The 16,396-nt window shown below is 71.7% G+C and carries 12 protein-coding genes; 7 read left to right on the forward strand and 5 right to left on the reverse strand.

All coding sequences use genetic code 11. The features are described from left to right. The first annotated feature begins 30 nt into the window (after positions 1-30). On the forward strand, positions 31-954 hold the full coding sequence (locus ACIRG9_RS29295) for a sortase domain-bontaining protein (RefSeq protein WP_402862940.1): 924 nt from the start codon (positions 31-33) through the stop codon (positions 952-954). 49 nt (positions 955-1,003) lie between these two features. Here the strand turns inward: ACIRG9_RS29295 and ACIRG9_RS29300 are convergent, their stop codons facing one another. Then, positions 1,004-2,098: an esterase-like activity of phytase family protein gene (locus ACIRG9_RS29300; RefSeq protein ID WP_402862943.1), complete on the reverse strand. Its 1,095-nt coding sequence runs from the start codon at positions 2,096-2,098 to the stop codon at positions 1,004-1,006. Positions 2,099-2,267: 169 nt separating this feature from the next. Continuing rightward, the gene (locus ACIRG9_RS29305; RefSeq protein ID WP_402862945.1) at positions 2,268-3,302 is read right to left on the reverse strand and encodes a substrate-binding domain-containing protein; all 1,035 of its coding nucleotides are present in this window, start codon (positions 3,300-3,302) and stop codon (positions 2,268-2,270) included. Between the two features lie 345 nt (positions 3,303-3,647). Here ACIRG9_RS29305 and ACIRG9_RS29310 point away from each other — a divergent pair, with 345 nt between their 5' ends. Both ACIRG9_RS29310 and ACIRG9_RS29315 read left to right on the forward strand, forming a co-directional pair. Beyond that, complete coding sequence (locus tag ACIRG9_RS29310) at positions 3,648-4,493, forward strand: phosphate ABC transporter ATP-binding protein (protein ID WP_402863020.1); 846 nt, start codon at positions 3,648-3,650, stop codon at positions 4,491-4,493. A 180-nt stretch (positions 4,494-4,673) separates the two neighbouring features. Then, positions 4,674-5,633: an SGNH/GDSL hydrolase family protein gene (locus ACIRG9_RS29315; protein ID WP_402862948.1), complete on the forward strand. Its 960-nt coding sequence runs from the start codon at positions 4,674-4,676 to the stop codon at positions 5,631-5,633. Positions 5,634-5,647: 14 nt separating this feature from the next. Here ACIRG9_RS29315 and ACIRG9_RS29320 read toward each other — a convergent pair whose 3' ends face one another. Then, on the reverse strand, positions 5,648-6,328 hold the full coding sequence (locus ACIRG9_RS29320) for an alpha/beta fold hydrolase (RefSeq protein WP_402862951.1): 681 nt from the start codon (positions 6,326-6,328) through the stop codon (positions 5,648-5,650). A gap of 120 nt (positions 6,329-6,448) precedes the next feature. Further along, complete coding sequence (locus tag ACIRG9_RS29325) at positions 6,449-8,713, reverse strand: ATP-binding protein (RefSeq protein ID WP_402862954.1); 2,265 nt, start codon at positions 8,711-8,713, stop codon at positions 6,449-6,451. A gap of 278 nt (positions 8,714-8,991) precedes the next feature. On the opposite strand from ACIRG9_RS29325, the gene ACIRG9_RS29330 reads away from it, so the two are divergent. Genes ACIRG9_RS29330 through ACIRG9_RS29340 form a run of 3 tightly spaced genes read left to right on the forward strand, consistent with a single transcriptional unit; the run spans position 8,992 to position 13,117 of the window. Then, a complete protein-coding gene (locus ACIRG9_RS29330; protein ID WP_402862957.1) occupies positions 8,992-10,689 on the forward strand; it encodes an ABC transporter ATP-binding protein in 1,698 nt (565 codons plus the stop codon). Next, entirely contained in the window at positions 10,686-12,482 is a 1,797-nt protein-coding gene (locus ACIRG9_RS29335) for an ABC transporter ATP-binding protein (RefSeq protein ID WP_402862960.1), read from the forward strand. The genes ACIRG9_RS29330 and ACIRG9_RS29335 overlap by 4 nt, the downstream gene beginning before the upstream one ends. Positions 12,483-12,526: 44 nt before the next feature. Continuing rightward, entirely contained in the window at positions 12,527-13,117 is a 591-nt protein-coding gene (locus ACIRG9_RS29340) for an HD domain-containing protein (RefSeq protein ID WP_402862963.1), read from the forward strand. Positions 13,118-13,229: 112 nt separating this feature from the next. Here ACIRG9_RS29340 and ACIRG9_RS29345 read toward each other — a convergent pair whose 3' ends face one another. Continuing rightward, a complete protein-coding gene (locus tag ACIRG9_RS29345) occupies positions 13,230-15,200 on the reverse strand; it encodes a PQQ-binding-like beta-propeller repeat protein (RefSeq protein WP_402862966.1) in 1,971 nt (656 codons plus the stop codon). Positions 15,201-15,385: 185 nt separating this feature from the next. Here ACIRG9_RS29345 and ACIRG9_RS29350 point away from each other — a divergent pair, with 185 nt between their 5' ends. Next, positions 15,386-16,339 (forward strand): hypothetical protein, encoded by a 954-nt coding sequence (locus ACIRG9_RS29350; RefSeq protein ID WP_402862969.1) that lies wholly within the window; start codon positions 15,386-15,388, stop codon positions 16,337-16,339. Positions 16,340-16,396: the final 57 nt, after the last annotated feature.

Genomic DNA, 16,396 nt, shown 5'->3' on the forward strand with positions numbered 1-16,396 from the left:
GCCCGCCACCCGCCTCCCGTGGAGGCAACCGTGACCACGCTCGTCCAGTCCTCGGTGGTGGAGCCGCCCACGACCGACCACCCGGCCGATTCCCCTGCCCCCCGGCATCCGACGCTGCTCGCCGAGACGCTCAGTCGGGGGATGGCCACGCTCGCCGTCGTCTCGCTGGCCTTCGTCGGATACCTGCTGGTCATCAGCCCGCTACAGCACGACCGCACCCAGTCGGTCCTGCGCGACTCGTTCGCCGAGCAGCTGTCCGCGCAGACCCTGCCCGCCGGCGGGCTGATCGACACCGGCTCGCCGGTCGCGCGGCTGCGGATACCGGCGCTGGGCCTGGACGAGATCGTGGTCGAGGGCACCGGTGGCCGGCAGCTCGACGGAGGTCCGGGGCACCGACCCACCAGCCCGCTGCCCGGACAACCCGGCACCGCGGTGATCATGGGCCGCTCGGTGACGTTCGGCGCTCCGTTCCGGCAGCTGACCCGGCTGAGGCCGGCCGACGAGGTCACGGTCACCACCGTCCAGGGCGAGCACACGTACCGGGTGATCGGCGTGCGACGGGCGGGCGCGGCGCTGCTGCCGCCGCTGCGGGCCGACCAGGGGCGGCTGACGTTGGTGGGCATGGAGGGCGACGGACCGGTGCCCGGGCTGCGCCTGGGCGTGGACCGTACCGTCTACGTGGACGCGGAGTTGATCGGAGCGGTGCAGGCGGCGCCGCCCGGCCGTAGCCGGGTGCAGTGGCCGCAGGAGGTGCCGCTGGCCGCCGACCGGACCGGGTTCGTCCAGCTGGTGCTCTGGCTGCAACTGCTCGCGGTCGCGGTCGCCGCCTTCACCTGGGCCCGGTACCGGTGGGGACGGCGGGAATCGTGGGTGGTCGGCATGCCGCTGCTGCTCGCCCTGGCTGTGCAGGTGTTCCACCTCACGGCCGTCACCCTGCTGCCCAACCTCATGTGACGCGGGGGAGCCCGGCACCAGTGGTGCCGGGCTCCGACCGGGGCTGCCGTCAGGACAGCGCGACCGCCACCGCGATCACCTGGGTGGATCGGTTGCCGACCGAGCCGTTGTCCGAGACGAGCAGCAGGCTCCGGCGCCCGTCGGGAAGCTCGGGCCCCCACGTCAGCGCCTGCAGGTTCTGCACCGTGCCGATCCGCAGGTCGGCAAGGTCGAGCACCAGCCGCTTCTGCAGCGACAGGTAGTCCGCGCCGGCAAGCGCCGCCGGGGCCTCCTCGCTCAGCAGGTTGGTGGCGCCGAGCGACGGGTCGATCTCGTAGAGCCGCACCGAGTTCCCGCCGTTGGGCAGCGGGGCCTGCTCCAGCACGAGGTAACGGCTCTCGTCGACGGTGACGAGCTCGGCCACGCCGTTGCCGGGCAGGGCGTCCAACTGGTACGCGAACTGGGCCAGCGGTTCACCGGACGCGCTGTCCCGGAAGGTCATCCGGACCGGCGTCGCCCCGTCCTGGAGCAGAGGCCAGCGTAGGGCGCTGGCGACGAACGAGCCGTCGGCGCTGAGCGTGAGGCCCCGGTAGCCGCCACCCGCCTGCGGGCCCTGGCCCGGCACGTCCACCCGCTCGTTGCCGGGCCGCGGCAGCTCGGCGACGAAGGCGCCGTTGGCGGTCGCGGCGCGGACAGCCGGAGCGGCACCGGCGGCGCGGTCGCCCGCCGACGCCCAGAGCACCCTTCCGGAGGCGGCGTCGTAGCGGATCGCCTGCGGGTCGGCCGCGTCCGGGCCCGTTGCCGGGTACGGCGTGCCGTCGGGACGGGTGAGCGGGTGCACCCCGCCGACGAGGCGCAGTGCGCAGACGCCGGAGCCGACGGTGAGCTGGGCCGAGAAGAACCGGGCCGGCGCGCGGTTCGAGCGGTCGGCGCTGACCAGCCGCAGCGTGCCGCTGGCCGGGTCGTAGTCGGCGCCGGTGATGCCGGCCACCCGGCTGCCGCCGTAGCTGAGCTGGCCCGGCAGGTTGACCGTGCCGAGCAGGGTGAACGCGTAGCCGGAGGCGCCGACCGGGGCGGGCGGCCCGGCCACCGCCGGGGCGGCGAGCCCGGTTGCCGCGGTGACGGCCGCGGCCGTCGCGACGAGGACTGTCCTGCGCTTGAGCATCTGTTCCTCCTGAGGTTGAGGCGCCGGACGGGATGTCCGACGGGAACACGGGGGCGGCGCGGCGCCGTCGGTCGTACGTCACGGATGCGCACGCAGGTCGGTGCGCCGCGAGTGGGGCCGGGGCCCGGCACCGTGGTGCCGGGCCCCGGGTGCGGGGGTCCTGCGGCGGTCAGCTGCCGCAGTTCGAGGACCGGCGGAAGCCGGCGGCCTCGATGTCGGCCTTGGCGGTGGCGTTGGTGCAGATCCAGCCCAGCGGGCCGAAGGCGGCGTCGAGCCGGGCCTTGTAGGTGCTGCCGGTGGCCAGGTCGGCGACGCGGAACACGTTGTACAGCGCCCGGTCGTAGACGTTCACCGCGGTGCCGGCCGTGGAGACCTGGCCGGTCACCGGGTCGACCTTGACGGTGGAGTTGGCGGCCAGGCCGGACGGCCGGACACTGTCGTCGAGGTTGCGGAACACGACCGAGGTGAAGGCGCCCTTACGCCCGGCCGAGAAGGGGGCGACGGCGTTGGCGTTGTTGGCGATCGGGGCCGGGTCGTGCTCCTGCACCCCGACCTCCGGGGTGGCCGGGTTGCTGTCGTTGTCCCAGGTGTCCTTGGCGCAGCTGCCCTTCGTCGTCTCCGTCAGACCGATGTTGGCGAGGAAGACCGAGCGGGTGCCGGAGCCCGGCTGGGGCAGGTAGGCGGTGCGGTTGCAGGCGGGGGTGCCCGCCGCCGCCCCGTACAGGTTGAACAGGTCGAGGGTGGTCAGGGTGGCGGGCACGCTGCTGCCGCTGGCCTTCACCGCCACTCCGAGGCCGTCCCGGGCGAACTCGCGGAACGTCAGGTTGGACTCGGTGCCGTCGGTCTTCTTCGGCCGGGAGGACCGGGCGAAGTCGATGCAGTGGGTGGTGTCGGCCTGCAGCGCCGTGATGCCCGCGGAGGAACCGTTCGGCCGGGTGATCGCGGTGCAGCCCGGCTTCAGCGGGATCGTCGACGAACCGGTCGCGTCGTACGAGAACAGCTTGTTGGTCGGAGCCGGGGACTTGGCGTTGTAGTCGGCCGCGAGCTTGGCGGTGACGAACTCCGTGGTGTCGGAGCCGACGCCCACCACGTCCGACGCTGCCGGGGTGCCCGGGCTGTCCGCGTACGCGGTGCCGGTCACCGTCATGAGCAGGGCCGCCGAGCCGGCGACGACCAGACCCGCCGTGCGGATGACTGAGCGCATGAGAATCCTCCTTGAAGGGCGCTCCGTTGACCCCACGCTTGTGGAGCCGAGGGAAACCCTGCCCTCCGCAATCGCCCCACTCCACAACGTGACATCGAAGCTTGCGCTCTCGCCGCGTCCCCGGCCGGTGAACGCGCAACCAACGGGTGGCCCGCCCGGGTGGCCGGACCTGGACCGACCCGGCGGCGCCCCGAACCGGGCCGGCGCGACGGTGCATCTTCCGTGAACCGCGCGTTCACTCCGGACGGCCCGGACGTGGCTAGCCTCGTTCTCGAACGGCCCGGCAGGCGCCGGCATCCGGAGAGCGAAAGGGAGGCGGCGGTGTCCGTCCACGAGCTCGCAATCATGGGCGACGAGACCGACCGCCCGACCGTGACGGCGACGCTGCCCGGGCAGCCTCCCGAGCACGTCGCCGACGGCGCCGCGCTGGAGGCCGACGCCGTCTCCGCCTGGTTCGGCACGCACAAGGTCCTCGACCGGGTCTCCCTCACCATGGCCGCCGGTACCGTCACCGCGCTCATCGGCCCCTCCGGCTGCGGCAAGTCGACCTTCCTGCGGATTCTGAACCGGATGCATGAACTGGTGCCGTCGGCCGCCCTGTCCGGCGAGGTCCGCTTGAACGGGCGCGACATCTACGAGCACGGCCGTCCCGTGATCGAGACCCGCCGCCGGATCGGCATGGTGTTCCAGAAGCCCAACCCGTTCCCGGCCATGTCCATCGCGGACAACGTCCTCGCCGGCCTGCGCCTCACCGGAACCCGGGCCTCCCGGGGGAACCGCGACGTCCTGGTCGAGGAGTGCCTCACCAAGGCGGGCCTGTGGCGCGAGGTGCGAGACCGACTCGGCCAGCCAGGTGGCGCGCTCTCCGGCGGGCAGCAGCAGCGACTGTGCATCGCCAGGTCCCTCGCCGTACGCCCCGACGTGCTGCTCATGGACGAGCCCTGCTCCGCGCTCGACCCCACCTCCACCCGGCGGATCGAGGAGACGATCGAGGCGCTGCGCCACGACGTGACGATCGTCATCGTCACGCACAACATGCAGCAGGCCGCCCGGGTCTCGCAGTACTGCGCCTTCTTCCTCGCCGAGGAGGGCCGGCCGGGTCAGATCGTGGAGGCCGGTGACACCGAGACGATGTTCGGTGCGCCGGCCGACCCCCGCACCGCCGACTATGTGCACGGCCGCTTCGGCTGACCGTCCCACCAGCCGCCCTGACCGGCCGCCGACCGGTTGACCCGGTGATCCGGCGCCGCGACGAGCGGGTACGGCTGATCTTCGCCGGGCGTTCGCCCTCGGGCCGACGGGCGGTGACCTGGTCGGTACGTGGCTGGAGGATCCTCATTTCGTGCCTACGCGCGGGGGGTGGCCGCGGCCATGATGACCACGCGGTTCGTCGCCCTCGGCGACTCGATCACGGCCGGCTTCGGCGACCCGATGCCGGACGGGAGCTGGCGCGGGTGGGCCGCGCTGCTCGCCGAGGCCCTCGGCCCACCCGGCAGCGTCGAGTTTCACAATCTCGCCGTTTCCGGCGCGCTCACCGGCACCGTCGTCCGGGACCAGTTGCCCCGTGCGCTGGAGCTACGTCCCACCGTGGCCGCGGTCCTCGTCGGGGTCAACGACACGCTCCGCGCCAGTTTCGACGTCGCGGCTCTCAGCGCCGCCGTCATCGAGACCGTCGCGGCGCTGCACCGGGTCGGCGCGCTGGTGCTCACCGCCCGGCTGCCGGAGCCGGGCCGGATGCTGGGCCTGCCCGCCGGGCTGGCCCGGCCGCTCGCCCGGCGTATCGACGTCGTCAACGCGGTGTTCGACCATGCCGCCCAGCGGTTCGGCACGGTGCATTTCGACGCCGCGAGCCACCCGGAGACCTACCGCAGCAGCATGTGGAGCGTCGACCGGCTGCATCCCAGCGAACGCGGCCACCGGCTGCTCGCCGGCTCCTACGCCGACCTGCTGGCTGCCCGGGGCCATCCGGTGTACGCCCGACCCGACCCGAAGCCCGGCAACCCGCCCCCGACCCGACGACAGCAGCTGGCCTGGCTCGCCGTCAAGGGCACCCGCTGGGTCCGGGACCGCTGCACCGACCTGGTCCCGCAGCTGCTCTGGATGGCCACCGTCGAATCCTGGCACCGACTGGGCGGCCGGGCCCGCCGGCTGGACGAGCGGCTCACCCGCGAACTGGCCAGCGCCCTCGCCGCCACGGACCAGGCCGATGCGGCGATCGGCCGTACCAGGTCCCGGACCACGGTGCCACCGTCGGCCGCGGCCACGCCGGCACCCCGGTCACCTCGCCCACACCCGCCCGCGCCCCTGCCCGACGGCCAGAACACCGCGTGATGGCCGGCCGGTGGTCAGGCGGCGGCCTGACGGATGAGGTCGGCGACCGCGGCGGGCTGCGAGACGTGGACGGCGTGGCTGCTGATGGCTTCGACGATCGACGATCCGGCGCGTTGGGCCATGGTGCGCTGGGCCGGCGGCGGGATCATGCGGTCCTCGGTGGCGACCAGATACCAGCTGGGCCTGTGCCGCCAGGCCGGCTCGGTGACGGCACCGCTGAGCGCGTCCACGCCCCAAGGGACCTGCGCGTCGGCCATGAACGCGGCCAGTTGCGCGGGCAGATCGGCGGCGAACGCGTCGTGGAACCTGTCCCGGTCGAGGTAGAGCAGGCCGTCGCGCGGCGGCAGGATCGGCGGCACCGGCGCCCCGGGCGGCGGGTTGGCGATCAGCGTGTTGACCGACTCGCCCTGGTCGGGGGCGAACGCGGCGACGTACACCAGCGCCGCGACGTGGGGGTGCGTGCCGGCCTCGGTGATGACGGCCCCGCCGTAGGAGTGGCCGACCAGGACGGCCGGGCCGTCGAGCGCGTCGAGGACCCGGCAGGTCGCGGCGACGTCACCACCGAGCGTCAGCGTCGGGTTCTGCACGATCCGGATGCGGAAGCCGTCCACGGCGAGGTCGTCGTGGACGGCCTGCCAGCCGGATCCGTCCACGAAGCCGCCGTGCACGAGCACGACGTTCCTGACTGTCGTCATGGTCGCTCCTGACCTGGATGGACAGGCCCGACGCCCGTCCGATGCGCTCCATCCAACCGGCGCGGAAGGGGCGAGGCCACGCAGAAGAGCAGGCAGAAGTTCGACGGCGCCCACGGCGGGTCAGCGGCTGGCCGTCGCCAGGTCACGACAGCGGCTGCTCTCGTCGGCGTCACCGATCGCCTCGAACACGTCGGCCGCGCGTGCGTAGACCTGGCGGCTCTCGTCGGCCCGGCCCTCGTCGGCCAGGGCCGCGGCCAGTGCGATCAGGATGCGCGCCTGCGAGCCGGACAACGGAAACCGGTCCATGAGGCGGACCGCCTCGGCGAGGGCGGTGATCGCTTCGGCCGGGCGGTCGAGCAGCCGAAGGCAGTCGCCGACACGGACCAGCGCCAGCGGCCGGGTGAGCGCGGCGATGCTCGGCGTCATCCCCGCCTCCTCGTCGTCCACGAGAACACACATGCGGCGGTACTGCTCCAGCGCTTCGTGGTGGTGCCCGCTGTCGCGCAGGCAGTCACCGAGGGTGCTCAGACCCTGGCAGTACGCGTCGGCGTCGCCGTCGGTCTTGAACATCTCCACGGCCTGAGCCGCTGACACCGTGGCCTCGTCGAGCCGTTGAAGCAGTCGCAGTGCGATTCCGCTGTACTGGTGGGCCCAGGCGATCTGGGCCCTGGCGCCGCAGCCGGCAGCGATGTCCAGCGCCTGGGCCGCGTACCGCAGGGTGGCTTCCGAGTCACCGGGCGGCACCAGGTGAACCCAGGCCAGATAGTTCAGCTGAGTGGCATGCTGGGCCGGATCACCCAGGGCGGCGGCGGCCTCGGCGCCGAGGGTGAAAACCTCACGCCAGTGTGGTGCGTGCATCCACCGGTCGGAGAACCAGTGCATCGACTCGGCGCAGTCGAGGACAGCGGCGTGCTGCGCGTTGCCCGCCCCATATCGCAACGCACCCAGCCAGTTGTCCGAGTTCACGCGCAGCCAGTGGTCGGCCTCGTCCATCGAGGACAGGCGCACGAGGTCGGTGTCGGGCCGGTCGGAAGGACCGTACGCGGGTTCGAACCACCGCCCGGCGGTGGTGGCCGTCCGCAGCAGCCACGACATCATCGTCCCGGCGACCGCGTCCCGCTCGGCCGCGGTGTCCTCCTCGTGAAGTCGATCGCGGGCGAACAGCCGGACCAGGTCATGGAAGCGATAACGGCCCGACGCGCTGTCCTGCAGCAGACCGAGGTCGACGAGTTCGTCGAGGGCGTCCCAGGCATCCTCGATCGAGATTCCGCCCAGAACCGCGGCGAGGGCGGCGTCGAAGTCCCGGCCGGGCACCAGGGCGAGCCGGCGGAAGACCCGCCGCGCGGATGCCGCGAGCTGTTCGTAGGAGAGCCCGAACGCGGTGGCGATCTTGAGATCTCCGGCTCGGAGCTGGTCGAGGCGGCGCTCCTCGTTCGTCAGCCGGGCGGCGAGGTCGGCGGCTTTCCAGCCGGGCCGGCTGACCAACCTGTTCCCGACGATCCGTAGCGCGAGGGGCAGACCACCGCACAACTGTGCGAGATGGGCCAGCGCCGGTTCACCATCCGCGGCAACGCGGTCACCGAGGATCCCGGTCAACAGTTCGGTGGCCTCCGGCAGTGGCAGGGGTCCGAGGCTCAGCCTGCGTACGCCCTCCAGGCCGGCGAGCAGCCGTCGGCTGGTGACCAGAGCCCGGCTCCCGCCGGCCGGCAGGAGTGGACGGACCTGCTCCTCCGACGCGGCATTGTCGAGCACGACCAGCACCCGCTTGCCCCGCAGCAGCGAGCGGTAAAGGGACGAACGGCCGGGAGCATCGGTGGGGATCTGCTGGTCCGTCGCACCAAGGGCACGAAGCAGCGACGCCAACGCGACATCGACGGTGAGGGGTTGCTGGGACATGCCGAACAGATCGAGAAAGAACACCCCGTCGGGGAAGTTCGACCGCAGGGCGTGGGCGGCGCGAACGGCGAACGTCGTCTTTCCCAGGCCGGCGGACCCGGTGATGAGTCCCACGCTGGCGACACCCGGGGAGACGTCCGCGCAGACGAGATCGTTGGTCCAGGCCATTTCGGCGACCCGGCCGGTGAAGTCGGCAACGGATCGGGGCAGCTCGCACAAACCGGTCGGGCGTACCCAGCGATCCCGCAGCCGGCCGTCGCGGGCCAGCTCGATCAGCTGCTTCCGGTCGGCGTCCTCGAGTTTTAGCGCGTCCGCGAGGGCGGTGACGCTTCGGTGCTGAGGTCCCCGGCTGCGTCCACGCTCCATGTCCGACAGCGTCCGAGCGCTGACCCCCGACGCCTCCGCGAGCTGCTCCAGCGTCAGGCTCGCCGCGTGCCGATGGCGTCGCAGCAGCTCCGCGAAACCGGGTTGGGCAATGATCGCGGTCACCTTCCCAGGTGGGCTGCTCGACCTCTGTGAATGGTTGAGAGCGTACGGGGTGTCCACGTTCGAGCCAACATCCGTTCACCGAGTTCGTCGGTGCCGTGCGTGCCGTCGCCGCTGTCTGATCGGCGCCGGCATCCGCCGAGTCGTGCAGGCGCCGGTGGTGGCGTGCCGTAGACCGTGAGCAGGGGTACCCCCACGACGCGCGAGATCATCGGTAACCTGGACGGGTGCCACCAAACCTCCCTCATCCCGACCCCGGCGCGCCGGACACGAGGGGGCCGATGTGGTACATCTGGTGGCTGATCCGCTGCCAGCCGTGGCGGGTGCTGCGCGGCAGCCTGATCGGTACCGCCTGGATGCTCGGGTTGTCGGCGCGGCCGTACCTCGTCGCCCGCGCCATCGACGACGGTCTGCGCACACACGACTACCAGGCGTTGCTGTGGTGGGTTGCCGCGATCGTCGTCGCCGGGGTCGGCCTGGCGTACCTGGGCATCATGCGGCACCGCACGATGACGTTCGTCCGGGAGGACGCGTCGGCCCGCTCCGCGGCCGTCCTGCTGCGTCAGCTGTCCCGGATCGGCGCCGTGCTGCCGCGCCGGCTCGCCGCCGGGGAGGTCGCCACCGTCGGCGGCAGCGACATCACGAACACGTCGGCGGTGTTGACGATGACCGGGCCGGGCGTCGGAGCGGTCCTCGCGTACGCGTTCGTCGCCGTCGTGTTGTGGTCGGTCTCCCCGTTCCTCGCGCTGTTCGTGCTGCTCGGCGTGCCCGCGGTGGCACTGGTCGTCGGGCCGCTGCTGCGCCGGCTCGAACGGGTCGAGTCGGTCTACCGGCACCAGCAGGGCATCCTCACCACCCGCGCCGGAGACATCGTGGCCGGGCTGCGCGTACTCGCCGGGGTCGGTGGGCGTGGCCTGTTCGCCCGCCGGTACGCGGCCCGCTCCCAGCACCTGCTGGCCGAGGGATACCGGGTCGGCGCCGTGAACAGCTGGATCCAGGCGCTGACGATTGTCATCCCGGGACTGTTCCTGGCCGCCGTGGTGTGGCTGGCGGCGCGGATGGCCGCGGCGGGCGACATCACGATCGGGCAGATGGTCGCCGTCTACGGGTACGTGGCGATCCTCGTCGTGCCCGTCTGGTTCCTGATCGAGGGCGGCTACCAGGCGATCCGGGGCCGCGTCGCCGCGCGCCGGATCGTCGCCCTGCTCAACCTGACCCCGGATGACGTCGTGGCGCCTTCGGGGAACGACCGGAAGGCTGTCCTGCCCGCGCCGGACGGTCCCGCCGAACTGCATGATCCCGCTACCGGGCTGGTGGTGCCCGCCGGTCGGCTGATCGCCGTCGCCGCCGACGACCCGGCCGAGGCCATCGCGCTGGCCGACCGCCTCGGGCGGTTCGTCGCCAGCGACGTGACCTGGGGCGGCGTACCGCTGGCCGGGATCGCGCTCGACGAGGTACGGGCCCGGATCCTCGTCGCCGACCACGACTCCTACCTCTTCGCCGGGACCCTGCGGGAGATCCTGCGCACCCGGCCGGGCGCCGACGACGCCGAGATCAACGCGGCCCTGCGTACGGCGTCGGCCGAGGACGTCGTCGACGGACTGTCGGACGGGCTCGCCACCCCGATCGGCGCGAGGGCTCGCACCCTCTCCGGCGGCCAGCGACAACGCGTACGTCTCGCCCGGGCGCTGCTCGCCGAACCGGACGTACTGATCCTCATCGACCCGACGTCGGCCGTGGACGCGCACACCGAGGCGCGGGTCGCGCGGCGACTCGGGGCGGCGCGGGCCGGGTGGACCACGGTCGTGCTGGCGACGTCGCCGCTGCTGCTCGGGTGCGCCGACCTGGTCGCGCACCTGCGCGAAGGCCGGATCGTGGCCGCCGGCACCCACCTCGACCTGCTCGAACAGGAGCCGAGCTACCGGGCGCTGGTGGCCCGGGACAGCGAGTCCGCCGACATCGACGGAGCGCTGCGGTGACCGGGCTCCCCGTCGCGGACCCGGCCGCGGTCCGCCGGGCCGCGCGGGACCTCGTCGCCCGGGACCGCCGCGCGGTCGCCATCGTGCTGGTGCTGCACAGCGCCGCCGCGGTCGCCGGGCTCGCCGCACCGTGGCTGCTGGGCAGGATCGTGGACGAGGTCGCCGCCGGCGCCGGTGCCGCCGCCGTGGACCGCCTGGCGCTCGCGATCGGTGGCTGCGTGCTGGCCCAAGGGCTGCTCACCAGGTACGCCCAGTACGCCGGCCACCGATTCGGCGAGCGCGCCGTCGCCCGGCTGCGCGAGGAGTTCGTCTCGCGGACGCTCGACCTGCCCGTCTCCGTCGTCGAGCGCGCCGGCACCGGCGAACTCGCCACCCGCAGCTCGGTCGACGTGACGACGGTCGGGACCACGGTCCGGGACGTGGTACCCGTCATCGTCATCGCCTCGGCGCAACTGGCGCTCCTGTTCGGTGCGATCTTCCTGCTGCATCCGCTGCTCGGCCTGGTCGCACTGGCCGGGCTGCCGTCGATCTTCGCGGTCACCCGCTGGTACCTACGTCGCGCCCGGCCGGCCTACCTCGCCGAGGGGGCGGCGACCGCCGAGCTGACCGAGGCGCTGACCGCGACCGCCGAGGGCGCCCGCACCGTCGAGGCGCTCCGCCTCGACGCCGACCGCATCGCGTACGGCACGCGGCGGATCGGCCAGGTGTGGGCCGCCCGCCGGGCGACCCTGGCCCTCCGGTCCGTCTTCTTTCCGGTGGTGGAGGCGAGCTACGCGCTCCCGATCGCCGCGGTGCTGCTCAGCGGCGGGTACTTCCTGAACAGGGGAATGGTGACCCTCGGTGAGGTGGTCGCCGCCGCACTCTATCTCCAGCAGGCGGTCGATCCCATGGACCAGCTGCTGCAATGGGTGGAGCAGGCGCAACGCGGCTTCGCCTCGTTGGCCCGCGTGCTCGGCGTCGGCCCGAGAACCGAACGGGAGAACGGGCCCGGCGACGTGACGGTCACCCCGGCCACGATCGGGATACCGGAGGCGCGCGGCACGGCGGCCGCGCCGTCCGGGCAACCGCTCGTCGTGCGTGGCGCGCGGTTCTCGTACGCCGACGGCCACGACGTGCTGCACGGCATCGACCTCGAGGTACGCCCCGGCGAACGTCTCGCCATCGTCGGACCCTCGGGCGCCGGGAAGTCCACCCTCGCCCGGCTGCTCGCCGGAATCGACGCGCCGCGCGAGGGCGTGGTGAGCCTCGGCGGCCGCCCGATCACCGACCTGGACCCGGCCGAACGGCGCCGCCGGATCGCCCTCGTCACCCAGGAACACCATGTCTTCATCGGCTCGCTGCGCGACAACCTCGCCTTCGCCGCGCCCGGCGCGACCGACGAACAGATGCGCTCCGCACTGGGCGCCGTGGGTGCCGACTGGTACGCCGACCTGCCCGGCGGCCTCGACACGCAACTCGGCGACGGTGCCCGCGAACTCGCCGCCGCCGACGCCCAACAGCTCGCGCTGGCGAGGCTGGTGCTCGCCGACCCGGACACGCTGATCCTCGACGAGGCGACCGCCGCGCTCGATCCGACGACGGCCCGGCGCACCGAGCGGGCGCTCGCCGCCGTGGTCACCGGGCGTACCGTCCTCGCCATCGCGCACCGGCTCAACACCGCGCACGACGCCGACCGGGTGGCGGTGATCGAGGACGGCCGGATCACCGAACTCGGCAGTCACGACGACCTCGTCTGCGCCGACGGCGCCTACGCCGCCCTCTGGCACTCCTGGCACGCGGGCGACCACCAGTGACCCGTCGCGTTCCTCATCTGGTCACCCAACGCCGTGAATCAAGGGTGGTGATCCCGACCGACGAGCAGATCCGGGCGTTGCACGAGCGGTGTGCGTCGACCGAGGAAGCCTTCGAGCTGGTCTACACGCACTGCCAGATCGTTTGTGCCGTAGCGGAGCAACTGCTCGACCGGCATCACTCGGCCGTGAACGTCGATCTGGTGCGGGCGGGAAGTCTTTTGCACGACATCGGCGTCTACCGCCTCTACGATGCGGCGGGGCAGCTCGATCATGGGAGCTATGTACGGCACGGCGTGTTGGGGCAGGAACTGCTGCGAGACCTCGGTTTCCCGGAGTTGATCAGTAGATTCTGCTCCCACCACACCGGTGTCGGGCTTACCCGTGAGGATGTGCTGCGGCAGCGGCTGCCGGTGCCGGTGGGCGACTACATGGCCGACACCGTGGAGGAGCAGTTGGTGATGTACGCGGACAAGTTTCACAGCAAGACGTCGCCGCCCACCTTCGTGACCACGACGTCCTATGCTGCCGGCGTACGGCGGTTCGGTGCGGACAAAGTGGCCCGGTTCGCGGCGCTGGTGGAGAAGTTCGGCGAGCCGGATCTGTCCCGACTGTCCCACCACTACCAGCAACGCTGACCTGATCCGCGTACGGCAAATGCTCGTCAAGCAGGGTTGGAAGGGAACAGGCCAGGAGCGGTCGACTGCGACCGCCCCTGGCCTCAACGGTTACCGGACCGCGGTTTCGGAACTACGTGGCGGTGCAGGTGATGGGGGCCGGAATCGCGTTGGCGCCGTTCCAGCTCCCGAGGAAGCCGAAGTTGGTGCTGCCGTTCGCGGGCAACGCACCGTTGAAGGAGACGTTCCGCGAGGTGACGCTGGCGCCGCTGGTGGTCATTGTGGCGTTCCAGAACTGCGAGATCGTCTGGCCGTTGGCGAACGACCACTGAAGACTCCACCCGTTGATGGCCTTGCTGCCGGCTCGCACGATCACCTCGGCCTGGAAGCCGCCCGGCCACTGGTTGACGATGCTGTACGTGGCACTGCACGCACCGGCCGGCGGGTTCGTCGGCGAGAGCGTCGGGGACACCGTCGGCGAGACCGTTGGTGAGGTGGTGGGCGAGGTCGTTGGGGACACCGTGGGAGAGGTCGTCGGGGAGCCGGGGACCCGGAACGAGTAGAATCGCGTGCTGGCGGTGCCGCCACGGGCGTACCCGTTGCCCCAGTAGAGCTTGCCGCCGACGATCGCCGGTCCGGCGTTGGACGAGCCCGCACCCTGGTACTGCCACAGCACCTGGCCGTTGTTGGCGTTCAGGGCGTACATCCAGTTGTTCATCGAGCCCACGTAGACCACGCCGTTGGCGTAGGTGACCGGTCCGATCGAGCGTCCGCCGTGCGGCTCCGGCACCTGCCAGAGGATCTGCCCGGTACGCGCGTCCAGCGCGCCGAACGAGCTGTAGTTGATCGTCTGGCCGTTCGGCAGCCGGTGGCTCTCATTGCCGGCGTTGCTCTCCGTGAAGAAGATGCGCTGTCCGTCGTTGGCGGTGCCCCACTCGATGCCGCCCTGCGTCGAGCCAGGTCCGACCGACGTGCCCCAGATGATCTCGCCCGTGGCCGCGTCGAGCATCCACACGTCGCCGCTCTTCTGACCTGCCATGACCGCGCGGCGGGTCGTCCCGTTCGGGCCGGGGAGGTCGAACAGGTGTGTGCCCTCGCCCGTGTCATGGTCGGGACCGGGGTTCGGGCAGTTCTGCGGGGACGGTCCCTGCAGGCAGGCGAAGTTCCACACATCGAAGCGGGCGGGACCAGTGGCCCACTTGATCGCGCCGGTGGTCAGGTCCATCGCGACGATGGAGTCCTTGCGGTTCCACGACGCCAGGCACTGCGCCGGCGTGCCGCCGTTGGCCTGGCACTGCTCCACGCTCTGCGGCACCGAGTAGTTCTGCCCCGTACCGATGAAGATCGAGTTGCTGGCCGGGTCGATGCTCGGCGTGGTGCCCCACACGGAGGCCCCGCTGTAGATGTCCCCGCCCGGGCCCTGGTCCGGCAGCGTGTACGACTTCCACTTCAGCGCCCCGGTCGCCGCGTCGATCGCCACCAGGCTGCCCCGGAACGTGCAGCAGTCGTAGCCGGCCTCCGTGGCGTGCGAGAACTCGAGCGAGGAGACGCCCTCGTACAACACCCCGTTGTAGTAGACGGCGCCACCGGTGAGGATGGCGTCCGGGTGCGTGTCGGCCTGGGTGTTCCACCGCAGGTTGCCGGTCGCCGTGTCGATGGCCAGCACCCGCGCCCCGGTCTGCGTCCCGATGTAGACGGTGTTGCCCACCACGACCGGGCTGGTGCGGGACACCACGGTTCCGCCGGCACCCACGTACGACGAGACCGCGCGGGACCAGATCACCGCGCCGGTGTTCGCATCCACCTTGTGGAAGTAGCCACCCCAGTCCGGGAAGTAGACGGCCCCGTCCACCACGGCCGGCGTCGCCGACACGTCGCCCCGGGTGGTGTAGCTCCAGTTGAGCGTCAGGCCACCGACGCTCGACGGGCTGAGGATCGTCTCGCTCGGGTTGGACCGGGTGTTGCTGATGTTCTGGCCACCCATCGTCCACTGTTGATCGTCCGCGGCGTCCGCCGGTTGTGCCGCGAACACCGTGAAGGTGGCCGCCGCGCACACCAGGGCGACCGCGGCCGCGGTCGCCGCGCGGCTCATTGCAGGTCTCACATCGCCTCCTGCTCGTTGAGTAATGGATATTCGTCAATCTAACCGGTCGGTCGAAAGTTTCAAGGGTCTTTCCGGAAAGTGGACGACATGTTCCGGAACGGGCAGTGGCACCTGGATGGCTCTCGCATAATCGGCGCATGTGCACGGCGGTTTGGCGGAGGGTGGGGCGGGCGTTTCCCGGTCCGATGGGCCTGGCGGCCTGGATCGCGATCACCGTGCCAGCCCCGTTGGTGTTCTTCGAGGCAAGCCATCGGTGGGAGGAAAGCCCGAAGGCGTCGACTGCGCTGTGGTGGACCCTGGGGGCGCTGCCTGTGCTCGCTGCCGTGGTGGCGGCGAGGTGGACCCGGTGCGCCGACCGGCGTCGTACCTGCTCCGCCTTACTGGCGGCGGCCGCTGTGGCCACGCTTATCAGTGGGGTGTTCCTGGGTGTCTCGGTGGCCGTGTACCGCTGGGTCATCCCGCTGGATGGTGCGGCGGAGTGGTGGGATGTTCTGTCCACCGGTGTGTTGCTGGCGGCCGGCGGTGCAGCGATCGGGTATCTGATCGGGCTGGCCGGCGTGGGCCGTGGTTGGTCGCCGGATCGGCATGGCTACCTCATCGGCGGGGCCGTCGCCGTGTTGGGTGTCCTTTTTATCCAGTTGACGGTGCAACTGGGTGCCGAGGGCAGCACCAGCCAGTACGACGTGGTCGGTTATGGCGGGGTGGGGCCGAATGCTGCGGCGCCCGGTGAGGCCGGGGTTCTGCGCTTGCCGGCGGCCGGCCGTTACGCGATCCTGTCGGTGGGGTTCGCGCCGCAGAACCCTGACTGCCGGGTCGCCGGCGCCGATCTGGCCGATCGGTCGGCGGAGTTGGTCACGATACCGCCTGGCGACTATGGCTCCGACGCCGCTTCTTATGCATGGGTTGCCTCGGTCGACGTTCCCGATGCCGGCACCTACTCGCTGACTTGCCGTTCCCATGACAGACAGGCGTCCTACATCGTGGGAGAGGTGCCCCAGATCCGAGGCGCGGTTGGCGAGATGGTTCACTGGCCGTCGGCCGTGATCTGGTTGCTCGGCACCGTTCCCGGCCTGCTGATCATTGCGACCCGGTGCGTCAGCCAGCGGAGAGTCCCGGCATCCGTTGGCGGCCTGTCGTGATTGCTCCCCGCCCCTGTCCGATCGGTGGCGCCCGCGGCTCACACGCGGTGTTGCGTG

It is taken from the genome of Micromonospora sp. NPDC093277 (assembly GCF_044765245.1).
GTDB lineage: Bacteria > Actinomycetota > Actinomycetes > Mycobacteriales > Micromonosporaceae > Micromonospora.

What these genes read in the sequence shown, in the direction of transcription:
- ACIRG9_RS29300 (WP_402862943.1), bottom strand. Translation starts at nt 2,098, where the DNA reads ATGCTCAAGCGCAGGACAGTCCTCGTCGCGACGGCCGCGGCCGTCACC.
- ACIRG9_RS29305 (WP_402862945.1), bottom strand. Translation starts at nt 3,302, where the DNA reads ATGCGCTCAGTCATCCGCACGGCGGGTCTGGTCGTCGCCGGCTCGGCG.
- ACIRG9_RS29310 (WP_402863020.1), top strand. Translation starts at nt 3,648, where the DNA reads ATGGGCGACGAGACCGACCGCCCGACCGTGACGGCGACGCTGCCCGGG.
- ACIRG9_RS29315 (WP_402862948.1), top strand. Translation starts at nt 4,674, where the DNA reads ATGATGACCACGCGGTTCGTCGCCCTCGGCGACTCGATCACGGCCGGC.
- ACIRG9_RS29320 (WP_402862951.1), bottom strand. Translation starts at nt 6,328, where the DNA reads ATGACGACAGTCAGGAACGTCGTGCTCGTGCACGGCGGCTTCGTGGAC.
- ACIRG9_RS29330 (WP_402862957.1), top strand. Translation starts at nt 8,992, where the DNA reads ATGTGGTACATCTGGTGGCTGATCCGCTGCCAGCCGTGGCGGGTGCTG.
- ACIRG9_RS29350 (WP_402862969.1), top strand. Translation starts at nt 15,386, where the DNA reads ATGGGCCTGGCGGCCTGGATCGCGATCACCGTGCCAGCCCCGTTGGTG.